This window comes from Halalkalibacter sp. AB-rgal2 (genome assembly GCF_041821005.1).
Taxonomy (GTDB): Bacteria; Bacillota; Bacilli; order Bacillales; family Bacillaceae_D; genus Halalkalibacter.
The window spans coordinates 156624-177184 of the sequence record NZ_JBGUAV010000002.1; the positions used below are offsets into that span (position 1 = coordinate 156624).

24 protein-coding genes are annotated in these 20561 nt (G+C 36.7%); 5 read left to right on the forward strand and 19 right to left on the reverse strand.

What is annotated here, in order from left to right; all coding sequences use genetic code 11:
* Nucleotides 1-77: 77 nt before the first annotated feature.
* The 9 genes from ACERJO_RS02310 to ACERJO_RS02350 form a co-directional block, all read right to left on the reverse strand.
* Nucleotides 78-1862: an ATP-binding protein gene (locus tag ACERJO_RS02310; RefSeq protein WP_373646434.1), complete on the reverse strand. Its 1785-nt coding sequence runs from the start codon at nt 1860-1862 to the stop codon at nt 78-80.
* The gene (locus ACERJO_RS02315; RefSeq protein ID WP_247105667.1) at nt 1862-2575 is read right to left on the reverse strand and encodes a response regulator transcription factor; all 714 of its coding nucleotides are present in this window, start codon (nt 2573-2575) and stop codon (nt 1862-1864) included. The genes ACERJO_RS02310 and ACERJO_RS02315 overlap by 1 nt, the downstream gene beginning before the upstream one ends.
* Nucleotides 2576-2637: 62 nt before the next feature.
* Entirely contained in the window at nt 2638-3828 is a 1191-nt protein-coding gene (gene ccsB, locus ACERJO_RS02320; protein WP_373646435.1) for a c-type cytochrome biogenesis protein CcsB, read from the reverse strand.
* A 29-nt stretch (nt 3829-3857) separates the two neighbouring features.
* Entirely contained in the window at nt 3858-5492 is a 1635-nt protein-coding gene (resB, locus tag ACERJO_RS02325) for a cytochrome c biogenesis protein ResB (protein ID WP_373646436.1), read from the reverse strand.
* An 18-nt stretch (nt 5493-5510) separates the two neighbouring features.
* Nucleotides 5511-6041 (reverse strand): thiol-disulfide oxidoreductase ResA, encoded by a 531-nt coding sequence (resA, locus tag ACERJO_RS02330; protein ID WP_247105670.1) that lies wholly within the window; start codon nt 6039-6041, stop codon nt 5511-5513.
* A gap of 75 nt (nt 6042-6116) precedes the next feature.
* A complete protein-coding gene (locus ACERJO_RS02335; RefSeq protein WP_247105671.1) occupies nt 6117-6845 on the reverse strand; it encodes a pseudouridine synthase in 729 nt (242 codons plus the stop codon).
* Between the two features lie 172 nt (nt 6846-7017).
* The gene (locus ACERJO_RS02340; protein WP_247105672.1) at nt 7018-7551 is read right to left on the reverse strand and encodes a spore maturation protein; all 534 of its coding nucleotides are present in this window, start codon (nt 7549-7551) and stop codon (nt 7018-7020) included.
* A 3-nt stretch (nt 7552-7554) separates the two neighbouring features.
* Nucleotides 7555-8145 (reverse strand): nucleoside recognition domain-containing protein, encoded by a 591-nt coding sequence (locus ACERJO_RS02345; RefSeq protein WP_373646437.1) that lies wholly within the window; start codon nt 8143-8145, stop codon nt 7555-7557.
* On the reverse strand, nt 8138-9256 hold the full coding sequence (locus ACERJO_RS02350) for a D-alanyl-D-alanine carboxypeptidase family protein (RefSeq protein WP_247105674.1): 1119 nt from the start codon (nt 9254-9256) through the stop codon (nt 8138-8140). The genes ACERJO_RS02345 and ACERJO_RS02350 overlap by 8 nt, the downstream gene beginning before the upstream one ends.
* A 365-nt stretch (nt 9257-9621) precedes the next feature.
* Between ACERJO_RS02350 and ACERJO_RS02355 the strand changes: the two genes are divergently transcribed.
* A complete protein-coding gene (locus ACERJO_RS02355; RefSeq protein ID WP_373646438.1) occupies nt 9622-10326 on the forward strand; it encodes a DUF421 domain-containing protein in 705 nt (234 codons plus the stop codon).
* Between the two features lie 5 nt (nt 10327-10331).
* On the opposite strand, the gene ACERJO_RS02360 is transcribed toward ACERJO_RS02355, so the two are convergent.
* The 7 genes from ACERJO_RS02360 to ACERJO_RS02390 form a co-directional block, all read right to left on the reverse strand.
* Entirely contained in the window at nt 10332-11189 is an 858-nt protein-coding gene (locus ACERJO_RS02360) for a DUF421 domain-containing protein (protein WP_373646439.1), read from the reverse strand.
* A gap of 24 nt (nt 11190-11213) precedes the next feature.
* A complete protein-coding gene (locus ACERJO_RS02365; RefSeq protein WP_247105678.1) occupies nt 11214-11420 on the reverse strand; it encodes a DUF1657 domain-containing protein in 207 nt (68 codons plus the stop codon).
* Nucleotides 11421-11431: 11 nt separating this feature from the next.
* Nucleotides 11432-11782, reverse strand: a complete 351-nt coding sequence (gene spoVAE / locus ACERJO_RS02370) for a stage V sporulation protein AE (RefSeq protein WP_373646440.1) — start codon at nt 11780-11782, stop codon at nt 11432-11434.
* Nucleotides 11779-12795 carry a stage V sporulation protein AD gene (spoVAD, locus tag ACERJO_RS02375; RefSeq protein ID WP_247105680.1) on the reverse strand — a complete coding sequence of 339 codons (1017 nt, stop codon included), beginning with the start codon at nt 12793-12795 and terminating at the stop codon, nt 11779-11781. Before spoVAD ends, spoVAE begins: the two co-directional genes overlap by 4 nt.
* Nucleotides 12796-13275, reverse strand: coding sequence for a stage V sporulation protein AC (gene spoVAC / locus ACERJO_RS02380; protein WP_373646441.1), 480 nt, complete (start codon nt 13273-13275; stop codon nt 12796-12798).
* Between the two features lie 12 nt (nt 13276-13287).
* Complete coding sequence (locus ACERJO_RS02385; RefSeq protein ID WP_373646442.1) at nt 13288-13716, reverse strand: hypothetical protein; 429 nt, start codon at nt 13714-13716, stop codon at nt 13288-13290.
* A gap of 92 nt (nt 13717-13808) precedes the next feature.
* The gene (locus ACERJO_RS02390) at nt 13809-14012 is read right to left on the reverse strand and encodes a DUF1657 domain-containing protein (protein ID WP_035340047.1); all 204 of its coding nucleotides are present in this window, start codon (nt 14010-14012) and stop codon (nt 13809-13811) included.
* A gap of 98 nt (nt 14013-14110) precedes the next feature.
* Between ACERJO_RS02390 and ACERJO_RS02395 the strand changes: the two genes are divergently transcribed.
* Genes ACERJO_RS02395 through ACERJO_RS02405 form a run of 3 tightly spaced genes read left to right on the forward strand, consistent with a single transcriptional unit; the run spans nt 14111 to nt 16957 of the window.
* Nucleotides 14111-14638, forward strand: coding sequence for a hypothetical protein (locus ACERJO_RS02395; protein WP_373646443.1), 528 nt, complete (start codon nt 14111-14113; stop codon nt 14636-14638).
* 53 nt (nt 14639-14691) lie between these two features.
* Nucleotides 14692-15372, forward strand: coding sequence for a DUF421 domain-containing protein (locus ACERJO_RS02400; protein WP_247105684.1), 681 nt, complete (start codon nt 14692-14694; stop codon nt 15370-15372).
* A 19-nt stretch (nt 15373-15391) separates the two neighbouring features.
* Nucleotides 15392-16957, forward strand: a complete 1566-nt coding sequence (locus tag ACERJO_RS02405) for an alkaline phosphatase family protein (RefSeq protein ID WP_373646444.1) — start codon at nt 15392-15394, stop codon at nt 16955-16957.
* A 179-nt stretch (nt 16958-17136) separates the two neighbouring features.
* Here the strand turns inward: ACERJO_RS02405 and ACERJO_RS02410 are convergent, their stop codons facing one another.
* The 3 genes from ACERJO_RS02410 to ACERJO_RS02420 form a co-directional block, all read right to left on the reverse strand.
* On the reverse strand, nt 17137-18033 hold the full coding sequence (locus ACERJO_RS02410; RefSeq protein ID WP_373646445.1) for a superoxide dismutase: 897 nt from the start codon (nt 18031-18033) through the stop codon (nt 17137-17139).
* Nucleotides 18034-18245: 212 nt separating this feature from the next.
* Nucleotides 18246-18824 carry an SMC-Scp complex subunit ScpB gene (gene scpB, locus ACERJO_RS02415; protein WP_247105687.1) on the reverse strand — a complete coding sequence of 193 codons (579 nt, stop codon included), beginning with the start codon at nt 18822-18824 and terminating at the stop codon, nt 18246-18248.
* Complete coding sequence (locus ACERJO_RS02420; protein WP_373646446.1) at nt 18821-19582, reverse strand: segregation/condensation protein A; 762 nt, start codon at nt 19580-19582, stop codon at nt 18821-18823. Before ACERJO_RS02420 ends, scpB begins: the two co-directional genes overlap by 4 nt.
* A gap of 217 nt (nt 19583-19799) precedes the next feature.
* Here ACERJO_RS02420 and ACERJO_RS02425 point away from each other — a divergent pair, with 217 nt between their 5' ends.
* Nucleotides 19800-20336, forward strand: coding sequence for a DUF309 domain-containing protein (locus tag ACERJO_RS02425; protein WP_247105689.1), 537 nt, complete (start codon nt 19800-19802; stop codon nt 20334-20336).
* Nucleotides 20337-20561 lie beyond the last annotated feature (225 nt).

A 20561-nucleotide genomic window follows, 5' to 3' on the forward strand; every position in this document is an offset into this window, starting at 1 on the left:
ATTAGTCAAGAGGTTTTTCTGCCATTTTTTTTAGTAAAAACCAACAATTAGGCGCAGGAAATTTCTCTCAATACACGTTACTCATTATACATCGCAATATTTGGGATGAAAAATGTGAATTCTGTACCTTCATTTAATTTACTATGAACAGAAATATGGCCATTGTGAGCTTCAACAATATTTTTAGCAATCGCTAAACCTAAGCCCGTTCCTCCGCGACTTCGAGTTCTAGCCTTATCTGCCTTATAAAAACGCTCAAAAACAAACGGTAGGTCCTCTTCTGGTATTCCAGAGCCTGTATCAAGAACATCAAACTTTGTCCCTTCATCAAATGAACGTACACGCAACGTCACATGGCCTTCTTCATTTGTATGTCTTATTGCATTGTGAAGTAAGTTTGTTAATACCTGTTCAATACGATCTGGATCAATGGTTGCTTCTTTGTCTAATTTAGTTGCATCAAGTGAAAGTGTAATGTTTTGTTCTTTCGCCAAACCTTGAAATTTTCGGACGACCTTTTCAACAAATGGGTGAAGAGGTATGTGTTCTGCATGTAATTCGACGTGCCCCGCTTCCATTCTTGCTAAATCTAATAATTCATTCACTAATCGTCCTATTCTTAGTGATTCATCATAAATGATTTTTGCCATTTCCTTTTTCTCTTCATCTGATTGAGCTACATCATCAATAATCGCCTCACTATAGCCTTGGAGCATCGATATTGGTGTACGTAATTCATGTGAAACGTTTGCAATGAAATCCTTACGTAATTTATCGTGCCGTCGTTCTTCAGTCATATCACGAAAAACAGCAACTGCTCCTCTTATTACGTTTTGATCATATAGCGGAGTCATTAAAATAGTCCAGCTTCTGCCTTGCACTTCAATTTCCGTCGTTTGTTCCTTTTCAAATGTTACGACCTGTTCAAATAATGTTCCAATTGTATCAGGTAGCTTCTCTTCTGGTCGAATTTGACCTTGTTCAAAAGACCAAGATTGAATAAAACGTTCTGCTGGAGGGTTCGCTAGCACGACCTTACCATATTTATTTAACGTAATGACACCGTCAGCCATACTTCCTAATATTCGTGCTAACTGTTCTTTTTCTTGATTTAACGCGTGAATATTATTATTTAATTCTCTTCCCATTCGATTAAAAGCCATTGCCAATTGTCCAATTTCATCATGTGTCAAAATCGGTATTTTCGTTTCAAATTCTCCTTTTGCGACTTCTAATGCCATTTCACGCATTTTTCGTAGTGGTGCTGTTACCCTTGATGATAGGAAAAAAGCAAATACTGTTGTCATAATGATCGCTATACCACCAGATAGATACACAATTCTTCTCGTTTCTGCTGTTGCTGAATTAATTGCGTCTAAAGATTGATAGAGAAAAACAGCGCTATCTTCTATTTCACCAGGCTGCACCGGTACACCAACAATCATGATTTCGGCGTATAATTGTTCGTCATGACTTTCAAAAGGAAAATCACCTTCTGTACGGACAATTTGCTCACCTGAAAATACTTCCATTAACACATGATTATTGTATAACGTATGCAACGCTAAATAATGCGAATGATGATTTTCAGTACTTAAAACTTTTTCTCCCTCTATAAGTAAAATTAATTTTGTATCAAACGTTTCAGCATACTCTTGAATAACGTATAATGCTTCTTCTTGATCATAGCGCTCATACATTGAAGCAATCATCTGTGCATGATTCATTAATTGCGACTCGGCCGTATTTACGTGAACTCTCTCAAATGATTGAAGAAGAAGAACCATTAATAACGTTAACACAAATGTAACTAGTAAAATAATTGTAAGCCAAAGCTTACCAACTACACTACGCCATAACATTAGTCTTTCTGTGCCTCAAACTTATAACCTATTCCCCATACAGTTGCAATCATCGATGCAGCTTGCGGTGATACTTTATTTAACTTTTCACGTAACCGTTTAATATGTGTATCGACCGTACGTAAATCACCAAAAAAATCATAATTCCATACATCCTTGAGTAATTGCTCTCGCGAAAAAACTTTATCAGGAGATTGGGCTAAATAATGAAGTAATTCATATTCTTTTGGTGTTAACGAAATCTCTTCATCAGCGACCATAACACGATGCGCGTCATGATCAATGGTTAATTCTTGAAAGACTAATACATTTTTTGCTAGAGTATCGGTTTGCATAAATTTTGTAGCAGAAGCACGTCGAAGTAACGCTTTTACTCGTAAGACAACTTCTCTCGGGCTAAAAGGCTTCACAATATAATCATCCGTTCCAACTTCAAAGCCTTGCACACGGTTTGCTTCTTCTCCTTTTGCTGTTAACATAATAACAGGTGTTGCTTTCGATTTACGAAGCTCTTGGCATACTTCAATACCGTCCATTCCTGGCATCATTATATCTAATAATATGACATCGAAGTCTTTTTCAAGTGCTAATTGTAAGGCTTCCTCACCATTTTCAGCCTCTTCTACTTGATAATTTTCACGTTCTAAATACATTTTTAATAATCTTCTTATCCGATCCTCATCATCTACTACTAATAAACGAGCATGCTCCATATAACTTCTACCTCCTCCATCTGTTCAAAAGGGGTGCTCCAATAAAGGAACACCCCTTACCATTATAGGGCATATGAATGCAACCCAGCTATAACTAAATTAACAAACACAAGGTTAAACATTATGATACCAAATCCAATGACACATAGCCAAGCTGAACGCTCGCCATGCCACCCTTTTGAAAGTCTTAAATGTAAATATGCAGCATAGAATAAGAAAGTAATTAATGCCCAAACCTCTTTAGGATCCCATCCCCAAAAGCGGGACCAAGCAATCTGTGCCCATATCATCGCAAATATTAACCCTCCAAGTGTAAAGACAGGAAAACCAATTGCTATTGCTCGATAACTTATTTCATCAATTAATTGTGGACTTACTCCTTTTAGTAAAGGTTGAATAGCAGCGCTTATTCGTTTACGAAGAATAAGCCGTAATAACCAATAAAGAATTAGACCAACTAAGATAGACCAAATAACGGTGTTCATATCATTTGCTCGAATATTCTCGGGCACATAAAGAAATGGAGATAAAGCACCTTCTGTCAAAAGCTCCCCTTCATTCGGCCCTATGAATGCTGGCATCGTATATGTCATTGTTGCTTCTGTTTCAAATTCATTTATATAATTAAACTGCGCTTCATAATTAGCTAAGTTAAAAGCGGTGCCCGCAACGATATATCCAACTAAGCTTAATACACAGAAAAGAATAATTTCCATTGAACGTGTACGCTTATTTGTTTTTGAAAAATCAATCGTCCTTAATAAATATATGAGCCCAGCTGCCATCCCTATCGTCAATATCCCTTGTCCAAGAGCGACAGTAATAACATGTATTGTTAACCAATTACTTTGAAGAGATGGAATTAACGGTGAAATTTCACCAGGGAACATAGAAGCATAAGCAATTAAAAGCATAACAACTGGCATTGTAAATAAACCTAAATAGTTTGAACGGTAAATAGCATATAAAATAATAAAGGCTAAACCAATTGCTATTGCAAAAAAGGTCATGTATTCATACATATTACTAACGGGTGCATGCCCCGCTATATACCAACGAGTAAAAAAATATCCAAGTGAAAAAAACGATGCGAAAATGGAAGAGAGAAAACCTATAAACCCCCATCGATTTCCTCTCATTTCTCCTTCTTTATTACGCCACTTTCTTCCTGTAACGGAAACCGCAAAAAAAATCGTTGCTGACAAATAGAGAAAGAAAGCAATATAAAGAAGATTACCACTCAATTCAACCATACTCCCGCCTCCTTGCGCTTATTTTTCAACTAATTTGTTATCTCTTTTTCCTCTTCTTCATTTTCCAACTGATCGACAGGAGAAGGAATCGTTGTACCTTCTAATATTTCGTCAATATCTTTGCGTAAAGATAAATAATTTTTATTCGTATGACCAGCGATAATGAATTCGTTATCGATTTGTTGAAACCAGATTCTACGATGTGCCCAATAGGAGCCTTGAATGAGACCAATCATAAAAATAACTCCACCAATGATTAATAACGGAAATGTATAGTCCTTTCTCAAAACGAGAGCTGTTACATGATTCGTTTCCAAATCGACAAATGACATCTTATATTCATTTTCACCTAAAGGCTCAAGGTTTGTTTGAATTCCAACAAAGCTTACTTCTCCTTCAGGAGTATCAGGTGTATACATATCGAAAATAAACACAGGATTGTTTGGAACATTTGATCGTGTTGATGGAACATTATTATTTAAATAAAAATCTTGAAAATATTCACGAATTTCAACATAATACCCTTCTCCCAAATCATATACTGCTTGAGGGCTTGAGAGGTCAACATCCAATTGACCAAATTGTTCGCCAGTTTCCTTATTTTCAAGTGTGAAACTCATTGAGCTAAGTTCATTAAGCTTATAATCCATTTGATAAAGAGAAAAGCCACTAAATGTTAATGGTTCGTTTACTCGAATTGGATAGCGTTCTATCTCAACTAATTCAGCATCATCTCCAATGATTCCCGTATCTTGTCGTTCATATAACACAGCATTTGTTTGATAGTTACTAGCTATTGCACCTTCAGCTCGATTTAATGCCTCTCGGTACAACTCATTTTCTTCGTCGTAAACTTCAATAATAAATTGTTCATTTTCGACATGAAACTGACCATCTGTATGCGGGACTTCAGCTGTTTCCCCTTCTCGAATCCACATATGATCATCAACATACATTCCAGGAAAATAACGTAGCATGCAACCAATTAAGAAGATAATTAACCCAATATGATTGACATATGGTCCCCATCTAGCAAAACGATTTTTTTCCGCAAGTACATTTCCGTTTTCTTCTCGAATTTTATATTTCTTTTGCTTTAATTTTTTGTTTATTGTCTGTAGCTTTTCATCAACATGGTTCACTTCTGTATAGCCGTAAAGGCGTTGACGTTTTAAGAAATTACGATGTTTTGAGACACGTTGATTTTTCAATGCACGATATAATGGAAAAAAACGATCAATACTCGCAATTAATATTGATACTCCTAGCGCTGCTACTAGAAGCATGTACCACCATGTTCCATATAGGTTGTGCAACCCTAGCTCATAATAGAGCTTCCCTGTAAAGCCGTACTCGGCTTCATAATGCTCTGTAGGACTTACACCACCTGGTATATACATTTCTTGTGGGTAAATCGTTCCTAATGAGGACGCTATTAATGTAATAACAATGATCCATATCCCGACTTTAACAGAAGAAAAAAACATCCAAACTTTATCTATCATTGTAGTCGTATATGTTTGCGAGCGACGAGCCACTCCTTCATATTTCATATCTAGGAGCTTAGTTGATTCGTTGTATTCACCAATTGGATTCCCACAAGCCTCACAAACTTGTGTCCCCTCTTGATTTAAATGTCCGCATTCACACTTGATTTGACTCATTCCCCACACCTCAATACTTTACTGATCTTCTGGTATTATCCGTTCCATAAAATCTCGTACCATGCTTTCTGTCATACCACCTTCAAAAACATGTTCGACAGTGCCATGTTCATTTATTAAAATTGTAGTTGGTAAAGGATGGACGCCATATGCATTTGTCACAGAACGACCCTTATCAATTACAATCGGAAACGTCAAATTATACCGACTAGCGAAACGCTCAACCGTCAGTTCTGGTTCGTTTACATTAACGGCAATAATTTCAACACCTTTTTCCTTATACTCATCGTATAACTCTTCCATAATCGGCATTTCTTTTTCACATGGAGGACAGAATGTACCCCAAAAATTAAGAAATACACCTTTCCCTTCATATTCACTTAATTCAATTCGTTCGCCATTGAGGTCGGTTAATGCAAAATTAATCGACTCTTCTCCTACTTTCGCTAAACTTTGATCCATAAAAAATTGAGAATAAAACGTATAAGCAAGGGCTGCTCCGATCAATACTAAAACGCTCGTTCGCATCACTAAACGTTTTTGCTTCATTCACTCGTCCTCCTCTCAAAAAACACTTAACACTATGTTATTATAACGTCTTCCTTAAAGCGGTGATAAGGCGTTTTATGACGGTTTCGTGACAGCTATTTCTCTTAAATGCTTCACTTCGATTGGCTTTAAAGCTCGTCCTTCACCTGGGTTTAATCCTTTTAAATTCAAAAAGCTGTATTCTTCTCTTTTTAACTTCATGACAGGGTGCCCAATTGCTTCAAGCATTCTTCTTACTTGGCGATTACGCCCTTCATGAATCGTTATTCGAATAATAGCTGTTTGCTTTCTCTTATCAAGTGAGGTCATTTTCACCTTCGCAGGTGCTGTTTTCCCATCCTCTAACACAATTCCATTTTGAAGCTTCCTTAGCCCCTCTTTACTCGGGATTCCTTTTACCTTCGCAACATACACCTTATTTACATTATATTTCGGGTGCATTAAAAGATTTGCAAATTCTCCATCATTCGTTAGTAAAATAATTCCCGAGGTATCATAATCAAGTCGACCAATCGGAAAAACTCGTTGCTCAATTTCGATAAAGTCGGTTACGACTTTTCGACCTTTATCGTCACTCACACTTGAAATCACACCACTAGGCTTATAAAGTAAAAAGTAGACAGGTTCTTCACGATCAATGGGTACACCATTCACTTCTATCTCATCTTTATTAGGTATCACTTTTACACCTAGCTCTCGAACTACTTTCCCATTTACTCTTACTTTTCCTTCAATAATTAACTGTTCAGCTTTTCTTCTTGACGTAATTCCTGCTTGTGCAATGACTTTTTGTAGACGTTCCATATGTTCACCTCATTTAACATCATACTCGTACCACTTTAATTTCTCAAGCAAATCAAACATTGCAATATTGTGAACAGTGTACGTATGATAATTTCGTAAAAATTCTCAAAACAAAAAAACTGATTACCTTAGTTTCATCATAACCAAAAAGTAATCAGCTAATAGCTCTATTCTACCTTCCAAACACATAACTTACAACAATTATAGCAGCTATAATACCTACTAAATCAGCTAAAAGACCTACTTTTAAAGCATCTCCCATTTTTCGAATTCCAACGGCTCCAAAATAAACGGTTAAAACATAAAACGTTGTATCCGTACTCCCTTGCATCGTCGATGCAAGGCGACCGATAAACGAATCAGGACCATACGTCGCGATTAAATCAGACGTCATTCCTAAAGCACCTGTTCCAGAAATAGGTCTAATCAGTGCAAGAGGGACAATCTCTGATGGAATTCCTAGAGCTTGTAGCATCGGCTTTAGAAGCTCAATTATAAAATCCATTGCCCCAGACGCACGAAAAACAGAAATAGCTACTAACATTCCGACCAAATATGGAATTATTGAAATAGCCATTCCGAATCCTTCTTTAGCTCCTTCTACAAAAGTCTCGTAAGTTGGAACCTGTTTATATGTTCCGTACATGAGCACAAATGCAATTAAAATGGGTATAAACCAAATGGAAATAACTGTAATCCAATTCATGACTCAGCGCCCCTTTCTTAAGCGACGATAGTAAAAAAATCGATCGATAAGAATGGCACCTAATGTTGAACATATCGTAGCCATTAACGTGGTACCGACAATTTCTGTTGGAGCTACAGAATCATAACTCATACGAATGGATATAACAGTTGTTGGAATTAAGGTTATGCTAGCTGTATTAATCGCTAACAAGGTAATCATGGATCGACTTGCTGAATCTTTATTACCATTTAGCTCCTTTAATTGTTGCATCGCTTTAATTCCCATTGGAGTAGCGGCATTGCCTAAACCAAAAAGGTTAGCAGACATATTTGATAAAATGTATCCCATTGCTGGATGGCCTTTAGGCACTTCAGGAAAAATTTTACGAACAAATGGCTCCATTAAACGTGACAAGCCTCGAAGCATACCAGCAACCTCTGCTATTCTCATGAGCCCTAACCAAAAAACAAGAATACTAATGAGACCAATACAAATCGTAACAGCATCCTTAGCACCTGAAAAAATGGCTTCATTCACTTCAGACATTCTACCGTTAAAAGCTGCAAAAACTACGCCAATGACTAGCATTGACATCCATATTTTATTAATCATACGGTTTCACTCCAATATAAGAAGAAAAAACATTTTTAAAATTCGTCCAAAAGCCTTTTTCTTGTTCAATTGGAGCTTCGTAAATAATCGGAACTCTACCGATCAAGTCATTGTAGACAAGTACATCATAATGACCTACTTTTTGTTGATCAAATCGCTGTTCCTGTCCACTTTTTTTCGGAGGTTCATCAAGAGTGAGTGAAATTTCTAACGATTCTTTTTCTGATTCATTTAATGGATAAAGAAAAGGATGAGAAACATATATACGATCTTTATAAAAAGGATGATCGATACCTTTAATCATTCCCTTTTCAATAATCATTTCTGTTTCATATTGATCAAACACCCATTCAAATAAGTTCATATGGTCATGCCAATCACTTGGAGCATTTAACGTCACAACGATATATTTGTTTTCACTTTTTTCAGCTGTTGAAACAAGAGTTCTTTTAGCGCGTTTTGTAAATCCTGTTTTTCCTCCAGTTGAATGAGGATACAGCTCTGTTAATAAACGATTTTTATTTTTCCAAACGCGTATTTGTTCACCGTCAACTCGATGACTTTTGGTAGAAGCAATCGTTCGATATTGTTCAAATTGCATCGCATATTGTGTTAAAAGAGCCATATCATAGGCAGTGGAAAAGTGGTCTTCATGATCATCTAAACCATGAGGGTTTTGAAACAGCGTATTGTACATACCAATTTGCTTTGCTTTCTCATTCATTAAATAGACAAATCCCTCTAAGCTGCCACCGACATGCTCAGCAATAGCTATCGCTGCATCATTCCCACTTCTTAACATTAATCCATATACTAAATCTTCAAGTGCCATTTCTTCTCCAGCTCTTAAATAAATCGAAGATCCTTCTGTTCCCTCAGCACGATTACTCACTTTAACCATTTCGTTCATTTTTCCTGACTCAATGGCTAATAAAGCTGTCATAATCTTGGTTATACTAGCAATTCTTAGTTGATCATGAGCATTCTTTTCATATAACACTCTTCCTGATTCTTGTTCCATTAATATAGCAGCTTGAGCAGAAACATGGCGATTGTTTGCCTGTGTAATTTGTGATTGTGCAGAAAAAATCATGATTATAGCAATGCTCATACATATAATTCTTCTTCCCATCTCTCCATCCCCATCCTTGACTAATAGGATTCAACTAAACTTGTCCTGTCATTCTCTTATTAGCCCATTCTATGCAATGGTGACAAAAATATGATAATAAAAACTGCGGTAGCGATTTTTTCTTAATTGCGTCGTGCCCAAATCGTTGTAACGCATGGTGCCACGCCATCCGAGAATCCGTCTACATCCTCTTTAACTAACCTTTTAAACATCTTTTCATTCAATCTTTTTATAATAGGATATACTGATAAATTCTGATCCTGATTCAAAATAAACACTTCTATTATATTCAAGCTCATAATTTTACTTATTATAGAGAAAATATAAAAATGGGGGGTTGAACGATGGAAGAGTTGTTTCAAATATTCGGAAGAATCATGACGATTTTACCACTTCTTTTAATGCTGACATTGTATATGGGAAGGCGTGCGATTGGTCAAATGCCCGTATTTGATTTTCTTATTATGATGACACTTGCTTCAGTTACAGGAGCTGATATTGCTGATCCGAGCATTCAGCATACTTACACAGCTTTTGCAATTGTTGTCATTGCTCTTTTTCAAAAAGTTGTTTCAACCTTATTAATTAAAAGGAGATCATTTGCTAAGTGGATTACATTTCATCCAATTGAAGTCATTCGTGATGGAAAATTAATTAAAGCAAATCTAGAAAATGTTCAATATTCAGTTGATAACATTTTACAGCTATTGCGTGGAAAGGATATTTTTAATATTGAGGACGTTTATTCAGCCATTATCGAAGCAAACGGTTCGCTTAGTGTGCAAAAAAAAGCAAATAAAGTGACTCCTACTAGAGAAGAATTCAATCTAGCTAATCCAATAGACACAATTGCTTATCCCGTTATTGTAGATGGACGTTTTATGAAAGAAGTGATTACTCACTTAAATACAACAGAAGAATCCCTTCGCCAACAGCTTATTGATAAAGGGATTCATCGTATTGAAGATATTTTTCTTTGCACAATGACACGTTCAGGGGACACCCAATTATCCTACACAACGAAACAACCTCTTAACCCTTATGTGTAAAGATATTATTTCGTATAAGGTGAAACCATTTGATATACAGCATGCATTTGTTCTGCACACCATCGATACTGTTTTTTTACTTGAGGCTGTTCTGTATCCAGTGAAAACAATTCCAAATCAGCTTGAACCTGTTTTATACTTGCTTCAAGCAATGGAAGCTCTGTTGGCTTGGGAACTGTCAGCTGATCATCAAATAAATCAATGGTTAATTGACCATATTCATCGATTTGAGCTAAAACGACATTCTCAACTAATGCATTCATTTTCTCTAGTTCCGTTTGTAGCCATTTTCTACTTAATCCCCTTGTCGCTAATGGTTCATCTAAAATTTCTCCATCCATTATGACTGTCTCGGGCTCTTTAATAGCCGGAACGTTTTGATTTAATATTTTTGCGGTTAAAGGTTGAGTATCTTTTTTCAACAGAACATTTAATTCACCATTCCCTTCAAGAACCGCAAATTCTACATCTGTAAATTGAAATACATTTTTCGATCGTAATTTGCGTAACAACTCATCTGTATTTATGTGTTGCTTCTTCATATTATCTTCAAGAATCTTTCCATCTTTAACAATGGGAACTCCTTTCCCATAGAACAGCGTTCGAACTTTCTTACTCACTTCACTTAGATAAGAAATACTAATCATCCCTACACACCAGACGACTAATGAAATGAGAGCCCAACCAAATGGAATTGACAGATGAAACGAACCCATAGCTACGATGAGTGAAATGATTAAAATGAAACTAAATTCAATTATTGAAGCTTCACCGATCGGTTTTCGTACAAACAACCTCCCTATTGTTATTACGATAATAAAACCGATCGCACTTCGTAGTATAACTTCTAACCATCCTGGCATTTCATCACATCCTTAAACTTATACTTATTGTGGTTCATATTGCGGTTCTTGAAATTCAATTTCTTGTTTTCTTTTTTGAACTTCATCTACAACTGACCTTGTCTTGAGAGCTGCTTGTCTGAATGCCTCGCTCGCTTCCTGCTCCTTCGTTTTTAATGAAAGAGAAAGTAAGCTTGCTTCAATGGCTTTTAACGATACTAACGCGCTTTCTACTTTTGAAGCTACCGTCATTACGTAATCACCTACCCTTTCGATTTAAAGATCAATGATGCTAAAAAGCCAAATATAATGGCCGCTGAAATACCTGCACTTGTGACTTCAAAAATCCCGGTCAACACACCGATTATCCCACTACGTTCTGCTTCAGCCATTGCACCATGGACTAGCGAATTACCGAAGCTTGTAATAGGTACAGTTGCACCTGCCCCCGCGAAATCAATTAAAGGCTCATATAATCCGAGACCATCCAATATCGCACCGCTTACAACTAGCGCACTCATTGTATGAGCAGGTGTTAATTTACCTATATCCATTAAAAGCTGACCAATGACACAAATGAGACCACCGACAATAAACGCAAATAAAAAGGTCATTCACCTCCACCTCCTACTTCTATTGAAACGGCATGAGCAATACACGGTATCGTTTCATTTTGTTGGTAAGATAAAGGTGATAACAAGGCTCCTGTAGCAACAACTAATAATCGTTTTACCTGACCTTCGCGCATAGTTTTTAGTAGATGACCATAGACGACTGCTGCCGAACAACCTGGCCCACTTGCTCCTGCTAAAATCGGTTGTCCCTCCCGATAAATCATGAGACCACAATCTTGAAACGTATCATCCTTGATAAATAATTGCTTTTCACTTAACAGTTCCTTCGCAATGGGTAAGCCAATTTCCCCTAAATCACCAGTGACAATGAGATCATAATAATCGTCTGGTAAATTCAAATCTCGAAAGTGAGCAGCAATAGTATCCGCAGCTGCTGGGGCCATTGCAGCACCCATATTAAAAGGATCTGATAGTCCCATGTCAACGACTTTCCCCATCGTTGCTGACGTTACGACAGGTCCTTCACCTGAATGGGCGACGACCGCTGCTCCAGATGCTGTCACCGTCCATTGCGCCGTAGGAGGCTTCTGCCCACCATATTCTGTTGGATAACGGAACTGCTTTTCTGTAGCAGCGTTATGACTTGAAGCGGCTGTCACTATCCGGTTTGCACTTTTTGAATTAACTAGAAGCGCACCTAGTGCAAGCCCCTCCATCGATGTTGAACATGCGCCAAACAATCCAACATAAGGGATAGTCAATGTTCGACTCGCAAAGCTCGATGGCGTCATTTGATTAATTAAATCACCAGTGATCATAAATTGAACATCTTCTTTCTGCAAAGAAGCCTTTTCCAAGGAGCGAACAATTGATTCTTCTAATAAAACTTTTTGTGCTTTTTCATACGATTCCTGTCCTAGCCATAAATCACTATGAAGAATATCAAAATCATCTGCTATTGCTCCATTTGCTTCAAATGGCCCACCTACTGTTGCGGTTGATATAATGACAGGTTTCTGTTCAAATGACCAAGATTGATGTCCTTGTAGCATTTACAGTCCTCCCCATTGGATGAAAACGGTTTTAATTAATGCAATAACGAACGCGGCAACAGTTCCAAATACAATGACTGAGCCAGCTAGCTTGAATATATTACCTCCTACTCCAAGCACATAACCTTCTGTTCGATGTTCAATGGCAGCTGAGGCAACCGAGTTAGCAAAACCGGTTACAGGAACAGCCGTCCCTGCGCCGGCAAATTGAGCAAATCGATCATATACACCAAAGCCGGTAAACAATACAGCAAGTAGTATGAGAGTAGCAATAGTCGGGTCGCTTGCAGAGCGTTGCGTGAAGTCAAAAAAAGTATAATAAAACATTTGAATACATTGCCCGATCACACAAATAAAGCCCCCGACTATAAAAGCTTTTATACAGTTTTTTATAACAGGTCTTTTTTTCTCATGTTTCTGTGCTAGCTGTTGATATTGATCTTGTTTTGGCGAGATATTTTTCTTCTTATTTTGAGACATTTTACTACCCTCCTATCCTTTCATCATTTCATCTAATTCTTTTAAGCGTTTTGACAATCGTTCTTCACTAATTGAACGTTGCTTCAATTGCTGTTCGAGCTTTCCAACCTCAATAAAGATTTTCTCATCTGTTGAAACATGTACAGTCGCATCTGGATATCTCTTTTTGATAGCATCATGTGACTTTTTCCTTATTTCCTTTAGAAAAAAACGGTCCAGTGGTTTTACATGAGGCGTTATATATACGTTATTCCCCTGCGAAACCCCTTTCACTTCGATAACTTCATCCATTGATAAGACAATTTCTTTCGCTGTATTTGCCATGTTCTGCTCTACTATGACGTCCTTTAATTGCAGTGATTTTATTTCTTCGTTCGGATTCATTTCACATCCTATCAAATAAAAGCAACATACTAATAAAACCAATATGATCTTTTTCATAACCTTCTCTCCTTACAATTCATTATGTATGGCAAAGAATCTTTCTATATAATGAAAGGAGGTTCTCACGTAGAGCAACCTCCTGCTTTAAGCTAACTTTTGTATTGAGGCTCTTCTTGTTCGATTTGCTGCATTCTTGGTGTTAAGCCATCAATAACACTTTGTGTGTTTTGGGCCATTTGTTGATACAATTGCTTTGCTTGTTGATTTTCCGTTTCAAGTGCAAACGTTTCTAAGCTCGCTTGAGCACTTTTTAATCCGGCAATGGTTTGTTTCATTTTTGAACCAACCGTCATCTTCATAACCTCCTTAGTCGTTAGTACAATTATATTTTGATAAAATAACCAACAAACTATTAGAGGAAAAATTTTACTTTTTAGAAGGAGCGTATCTAATGTTCTTCAATCCCATTACGGTTATGTTAATTTGCACAAGTATTGTCCTTATAACTATATTTATTACGTATAAGCATGTAAAAAAGAAGATTCAGCTATTACTTAACGAAATAACAGATTTAAAAGTACCAATTTCATTAGTTCAGTCAGAAATACAAAAAAGCGTACAAGAAGAAAGGCGTACTCATGTTTTGATTATGCTATATCGCTTACGAGAAGCTGTTGGTAAGCAACAAGAACAGTTACACCCTCGATATATTGAGCAATTACCTATGACTCATGGTTTATCAGAAGTTGAGCTTAGTCATCTATTTTCTGGTGAAGCAGCTTTAATTATTCATCAATATTGGGCGTCTTATCGTTCTTATGTGGAAAAATATTGGTTGACAGATTCAGGGCAAATAAAAACGATTTTTCAAGGTAAGAATAATGACCTTAATACGGAACTCGGACAGCTTCACTTCGATTCAAAAAAACTTGTCATCTATTTTGATCAAATGATTAGCAAGCTAAACTCACTCACATAAATCTCTTCTCTCTCGTTCAAACTAATTATAAGCGAGGGAAAAGGAGGAGTTACGTGAATACAAACTTTCTTTCTCTAACAGTTGAGCTTTTTGTTGGTTTTTTTGCTTTGCTCGTCCTTACGAAAATTCTTGGCAAAAATCAAATTACACAATTAACACCTTTCGATTTTATCTCAGCATTAGTTCTTGGGGAGTTAGTGGGAAATGCTATTTATGATAAAGATATTGGTCTACATTACGTTATTTACGCTGTTTTTTTATGGGGAGCACTTATTTATACAATTGAGATGATTACACAAAAATTCCGTGGCTCTAGAAGTATACTTGAGGGTAAACCATCCTTCATTATTGCAAACGGCAAAATTCAATTTTCAGAGTTAAAAAAAAATAAACTTGATTTCGATCAACTTCTCCATCTTCTTCGTTCACAAGGAGTTTTTTCAATTAGAGAGGTCGAATATGGAGTATTAGAAACGAATGGATCCGTTAGTGTATTAAAGAAATCCCAATATAGCTACCCAACTCAACAAGATTTGAATATGCCTCCTACATCAGTACAATTTCCTGTTTTTATAATACTTGATGGTGAAGTGATACAAGAAGGTCTGGACAAGCTAAATAAGGATGGAGCCTGGTTAAAGAAGGAGCTTTTTCAAAGAGGGATCGCTGGTCCGAAACAAGTCGTCTACGCAGAGTGGTTAGAGGATGAAGGGTTCGAAATTCAAACATACTAAAATGGAGGTATGTAACACCATGAAACAACTAGCGCTCTTTATATTAATTGTCTTTATTTCATTGTGCGGGTGTCAAGATGAGAAGACAGATCAACACTCTCTCACACATCAACAAAAGAAAGCAACTCAAAACAACGGTCATAGCGTTATCGTCATTCTAATTGACTCAATGACTGAAAAAGTAATAGAAAAGGGACTTAAAGAAGGCAGACTACCAGCTTTACAATACTTAATCGATCATGGTACAGTCTTTCATGATCTCGTTGCACCGTTTCCTTCCATGTCAGTTACGATAGAAAGCACTTTGATTACAGGCGATTCTCCAGATGAACATTCAGTTCCAGGGTTGAATTGGTACGATGCAACATCAGATTCTCTTATTAGTTATGGTGACTCTATCTCATCCATGTGGAAGCTAGGTCGAAATGATGTTATTGATCATACATTAAGTAAATTAAATAACGAACATTTAAATAAAAAATCAACAACGATTTATGAAAGCTTAAAGAGAAAAGGACTTACTACTGGTTCTATTAATATGCTTGTCTATCGAGGAGACACAAGGCATACACTCACTGTGCCTGCTCCTTTTAAAACCATTCTTCAATTGGAATCGGAAACGATAGAGACTAAAGGGCCTGACCTTTTGGCATTTGGTAAAGCTATTCAACCTGAAATAAAAGGTGATGTTCCCGATGGAATAACAGAGCAACTTGGTCTAAATGACCGTTACTCAGCAGAAGTCATTGCTCAGCTCATTAAAGATGGACAACAACCTAACTTTCTGATGGCATTCTTTCCTGATTTTGATAAGCTTGCTCATCATCATGGACCTTATGCAATTGACGACTTTATTAAAGTTGATCATGATGTACAAACGATTTTAAATGCATATGAAAGTTGGGAAGACGCTCTTACTAAAAATACTTTTATCGTATTAGGGGATCATGGACAAAGTGAACTCATTCATAATAAAGAGTCTGTAGGAATTGAACTCGAATCATTAGTATATCCATATTCAGTCGCTTCGTTATTTGAATCACCTAGTAGTGGGGACATCATTATAGCGAACAACCATCGCATGGCTTATTTTTATTTGAATAATGAAGAACTTACATTTTCCCGAGTCAGCGAACTGTTATTACAAGATGATCGTATTGATCATATCGCCTGCATAGAAAATGATGAAGTCGTTTTACAAAAACAAGGTATCAAAGGTTATTTACGATTTAAAGAAGGTGGAGTATTACAAGATGACTATGATCAAAACTGGACACTTAATGGGAATAGAAACATCGCTCATATTTCAGTAAAAGACAATTATATTAACTATAATGATTATCCAGATATCTTTCACCAGCTCGACTCAGCATTAAAAAGTCATGACAACACATTAATTGTTACAGCTAAGCCTGGGTACACGCTGAAAACGGAAGCTGCACCCGTTCACGTTGGTGGTGGTGAACACGGTGGTCTTCACAAGACAGATACATTAACGTCTATCATTGTTTCTAGCAAAGAAAACCTGCCTGATAAACGAAGGATGGTCGATTTATTTGACTATTTCCACACTTTTTTTAATTAAATGTTCGTAACCGTTATGTGTTTTAAGAGGATTGATACGGTTGTTTAAATCAGGCGCAATGTTGCAAAGCAATCGCCACTCGAAACAAAGGTGATGAGAAAGCCGATTTGAATACGGTTTACTTTAAACGTATTCATTGCCCCTTCTAAGAGTGGGATTGCTTTCTCATTTATTGATCTCTAATATGGTGTCCACTTTACCTTCCGTGCTTCTTTAAAACGTTTTTCTACTTCTGGCCAATAAACAACGTTCCACCATTGCTCGATATATTTATTTCTCTCATTTTGATAGCGTAAGTAATAAGCATGTTCCCATACGTCTAATACTAATAACGGAATGACATCTTGCTGCGTTAGATTTTGGTGTTTTTCAGCTTGTAAAATTTCTAAACGATGTGCTCTCGGCGACCATACTAAAAGCGCCCATCCACCTCCCTCTACATGTTCAGCAGCCTGCGAAAATTGTTCCTTCATCTTGTTAAAGCTCCCAAAATCTTGTTCAATTTGTTTCTTTAACATACCTTCAGGTTGTCCGCCACCATTTGGATTCATCACTGTCCAAAATATCGTATGCAAATAATGACCAGCACCATGAAAAGCTAATTCTCTCTTCCAATGTTTAAGCAAATCATAATTCCCAGTTTCCCTTGCTTCTTTGACTTTTTTCTCAGCTTTATTCAATCCATCAACATAGCTTTGATGATGCTTCATATGATGTAACTTCATTGTTTGGCGATCAATGTATGGCTCCAAATCCTCGTAACGATATGGAAGAGGAGGTAATATATGCCCACCAATTGGAACAGAATGATCCCCTCTCTCTACCTCCTTTTCTCGTTGTAGATTATGCCAACTTTCGTAACAGTTCATTGCTAAAGTGTATAATTGCTGATTCTCATGGTCCTTAACGCCTGATTTACTTTTTTCTAACTCATTGATTAACTCGTTCATAGACGACGTAAATTCACCATCGTCTATCACTAATGTTTCATCTCTGTTATAACATACCCGTTTTAAATCTTCTGCCCATTTTAAAACATCGTTAACATACTGCGAATGAATAGTATGAGTTTCCATCTTCTCCTCCTTACCATTTAATCCATTCATTATATGATGATAAGAGGTTGGTTCATGTAAAAATACACGAATTTTTTATGATTCTTCCTTTTTTGTTTCAATTTAAGGGCTTCACCATTATACGTTTCGAAATAGATGTCGTTCTCCAATAACTTATAATCTAAAAAAAGATATGTCAAAGGCTCAATGAACCTTAGACACATCTTTACCTATTACTGAATTTCTTCAAATTGCTGTAAAAATAAATCTGCCTCATCTTCCAATGAACCGTCATCGACTTCATCAGGTAATGGCGGTAACTCTTCTAGAGACTTCAATCCAAAATGGTCAAGAAAAAAAGATGTCGTACCATACAGAATAGGTCGACCCGTACCTTGCGCTCGGCCAACTTCTTTTATAAGTAATTTCGCTGTTAATGATTGTAACGCCTTTTCTGATTTTACTCCTCGAACATCCTCTACTTCCATTCTTGTAATAGGTTGTTTGTAAGCAATAATAGCTAATGTTTCAAGAGCAGCTTGTGAAAGCTGTGATTGGATAGGCGATGTAGCAAGCCTTTTAAAATAAGGGGCATGCTCAGCTCTAGTAGCCATGCGAAAAGCACCAGCGACCTCAACAATTTGAATCCCTTTTTTTTCATCTTCATACTTAAATTGCAAACTAGTGACCGCTTCAGCCGCTACTGTTGTATCAAGCTCTAATACTTCTGCTAGTTGCTTAATTGTAATCCCTTCATCACCAACCACTAGCAATAATCCTTCTATAACCGCTTGGAGTTCACGAAAAATCAATGTAGATTCCCCCCCTCAACTCGGTAGATCATGATGCTTGTGAAATTTTCATCTTGTATGCAGCGAACCGATTTTGTTTTCATCAACTCCAAAACAGCTAAAAATGTCATGACGATTTGTCCTCTATCCTGTTCATAAAATAGCTCTTCAAAGTGAACCGGGCGATTTAATTGACTCATTCGGTTAAGTACAAATTCAATTTTTTCTTCGATAGAGTACTCTTGGCTTTTTACAGTTTTCGTCTTAGGAGCCTGTAAAGCTTTACGTTTCGTTAGCTTTTGATAAGCAGCAAGCATATCAAATAATGTGACTCCTTGAATCGCCAACTCTCTCTTTTCTGCTTCAGTTATAAATTGATCTAATTCATCAGGTGCACGAGTATAGGTAAGGCTTCTTTCTTTTTCCTTCTCCTTTAACTCATTTGCTGCTTCCTTATACTTTCGATATTCGATTAAACGAAGCATTAATTCCTCACGAGGATCCTCCTCTTCTTCCAATACCCACTCTTCCTCAAATAACTCCTCCTGTTTCGGGAGAAGCATTTGGCTCTTGATGGCTAATAATGTAGCAGCCATCACTAAGTATTCACTGGCGATGTCTAACTCCAATTCTTGCATTGTTTCAATATACGTCACGTATTGATCAGTTATTTGTGCAACAGGTATATCATAAATATCGACCTCTGCTTGATTAATTAGATGCAATAACAAGTCGAGCGGTCCTTCAAATGCATCAATCTTTACACTATATGAATTCAATATAACCACCACTAGCTTCTAGACTATCTACGAAATTATACCACACATTCAATAAATGGAGAACATATCTTCTAACCACACACTAAAATATACTCACTCTGTTCGATTCACTTTTTTGCATATGTTACAATATTCTAATATGGGGAGAATTACATGTATATAAAGTGAATCGTTATTTTGTTCCCATTTGTGATCCAACGATTAAAAGGAGACAATTATGTACCCTATTAAATATTTAGATTATTTAATTCATTATCATATTTATCGTGATTACTTTGAATGTCACGAGATTTTGGAAGATCATTGGAAAGAAGTGACAAATCCGTTAGTGCATAATCAATGGGTTGCGTTAATTCAATTGGCAGTTGGGCATTACCATCACCGACGAAGTAATGATAATGGCGCTAGACGACTGTATAAGAAATCCTACCATTTATGCTCTCTTTATTCTGATGAATTAAATCAACTAGGTTTAAATACAACTAAACTATTAAGAACTATTAAAGCAGTTGAAGCACAATTGAGAATGAATGAATTTCACGATGTTCATCTACCAATGTCACAAGATTTGTTAGCAGCTTGCAAAAAGCGTTGTGAGGAATTAGATGTTCAATGGAATTTGACTTCAGTCCCTTTTGTACCTAATTTTATTGTAAATAAGCATTCTTTACGAGATCGTAGGGAAGTCATAGATGAACGTGAGAAGCAATTAACGAGGAGAGTAAAAGACAGGGAACTTCCCTTTAATGAATAACTACTTTTCTTAATTGCGAAGTAAGTTGATCTGAATGTACTTTAAGGAAGAAACAACGTGTAACACACGAAGCCGACTCCGTCCTGGACCACTGAAAAAGGATAAATCAACTTTTTCAGTGCCATTAACTAGCAATGTCTTCATTCGTTGCTCGCTTAATACGAGAAACCCATTCGTATCAAGCTTTTAAAAATAAGAAACGGTTTCGTTTCACATAATTCTGAA

Bases quoted from the DNA above. Each gene is read 5' to 3' on its own strand.
- ACERJO_RS02310 (WP_373646434.1), bottom strand. From the start codon at position 1,862: ATGTTATGGCGTAGTGTAGTTGGTAAGCTTTGGCTTACAATTATTTTA.
- ACERJO_RS02315 (WP_247105667.1), bottom strand. From the start codon at position 2,575: ATGGAGCATGCTCGTTTATTAGTAGTAGATGATGAGGATCGGATAAGA.
- ccsB (WP_373646435.1), bottom strand. From the start codon at position 3,828: ATGGTTGAATTGAGTGGTAATCTTCTTTATATTGCTTTCTTTCTCTAT.
- resB (WP_373646436.1), bottom strand. From the start codon at position 5,492: ATGAGTCAAATCAAGTGTGAATGCGGACATTTAAATCAAGAGGGGACA.
- resA (WP_247105670.1), bottom strand. From the start codon at position 6,041: ATGAAGCAAAAACGTTTAGTGATGCGAACGAGCGTTTTAGTATTGATC.
- ACERJO_RS02335 (WP_247105671.1), bottom strand. From the start codon at position 6,845: ATGGAACGTCTACAAAAAGTCATTGCACAAGCAGGAATTACGTCAAGA.
- ACERJO_RS02340 (WP_247105672.1), bottom strand. From the start codon at position 7,551: ATGAATTGGATTACAGTTATTTCCATTTGGTTTATACCCATTTTAATT.
- ACERJO_RS02345 (WP_373646437.1), bottom strand. From the start codon at position 8,145: ATGATTAATAAAATATGGATGTCAATGCTAGTCATTGGCGTAGTTTTT.
- ACERJO_RS02350 (WP_247105674.1), bottom strand. From the start codon at position 9,256: ATGAGCATTGCTATAATCATGATTTTTTCTGCACAATCACAAATTACA.
- ACERJO_RS02355 (WP_373646438.1), top strand. From the start codon at position 9,622: ATGGAAGAGTTGTTTCAAATATTCGGAAGAATCATGACGATTTTACCA.
- ACERJO_RS02360 (WP_373646439.1), bottom strand. From the start codon at position 11,189: ATGCCAGGATGGTTAGAAGTTATACTACGAAGTGCGATCGGTTTTATT.
- ACERJO_RS02365 (WP_247105678.1), bottom strand. From the start codon at position 11,420: ATGACGGTAGCTTCAAAAGTAGAAAGCGCGTTAGTATCGTTAAAAGCC.
- spoVAE (WP_373646440.1), bottom strand. From the start codon at position 11,782: ATGACCTTTTTATTTGCGTTTATTGTCGGTGGTCTCATTTGTGTCATT.
- spoVAD (WP_247105680.1), bottom strand. From the start codon at position 12,795: ATGCTACAAGGACATCAATCTTGGTCATTTGAACAGAAACCTGTCATT.
- spoVAC (WP_373646441.1), bottom strand. From the start codon at position 13,275: ATGTCTCAAAATAAGAAGAAAAATATCTCGCCAAAACAAGATCAATAT.
- ACERJO_RS02385 (WP_373646442.1), bottom strand. From the start codon at position 13,716: ATGAAAAAGATCATATTGGTTTTATTAGTATGTTGCTTTTATTTGATA.
- ACERJO_RS02390 (WP_035340047.1), bottom strand. From the start codon at position 14,012: ATGACGGTTGGTTCAAAAATGAAACAAACCATTGCCGGATTAAAAAGT.
- ACERJO_RS02395 (WP_373646443.1), top strand. From the start codon at position 14,111: ATGTTCTTCAATCCCATTACGGTTATGTTAATTTGCACAAGTATTGTC.
- ACERJO_RS02405 (WP_373646444.1), top strand. From the start codon at position 15,392: ATGAAACAACTAGCGCTCTTTATATTAATTGTCTTTATTTCATTGTGC.
- ACERJO_RS02410 (WP_373646445.1), bottom strand. From the start codon at position 18,033: ATGGAAACTCATACTATTCATTCGCAGTATGTTAACGATGTTTTAAAA.
- ACERJO_RS02425 (WP_247105689.1), top strand. From the start codon at position 19,800: ATGTACCCTATTAAATATTTAGATTATTTAATTCATTATCATATTTAT.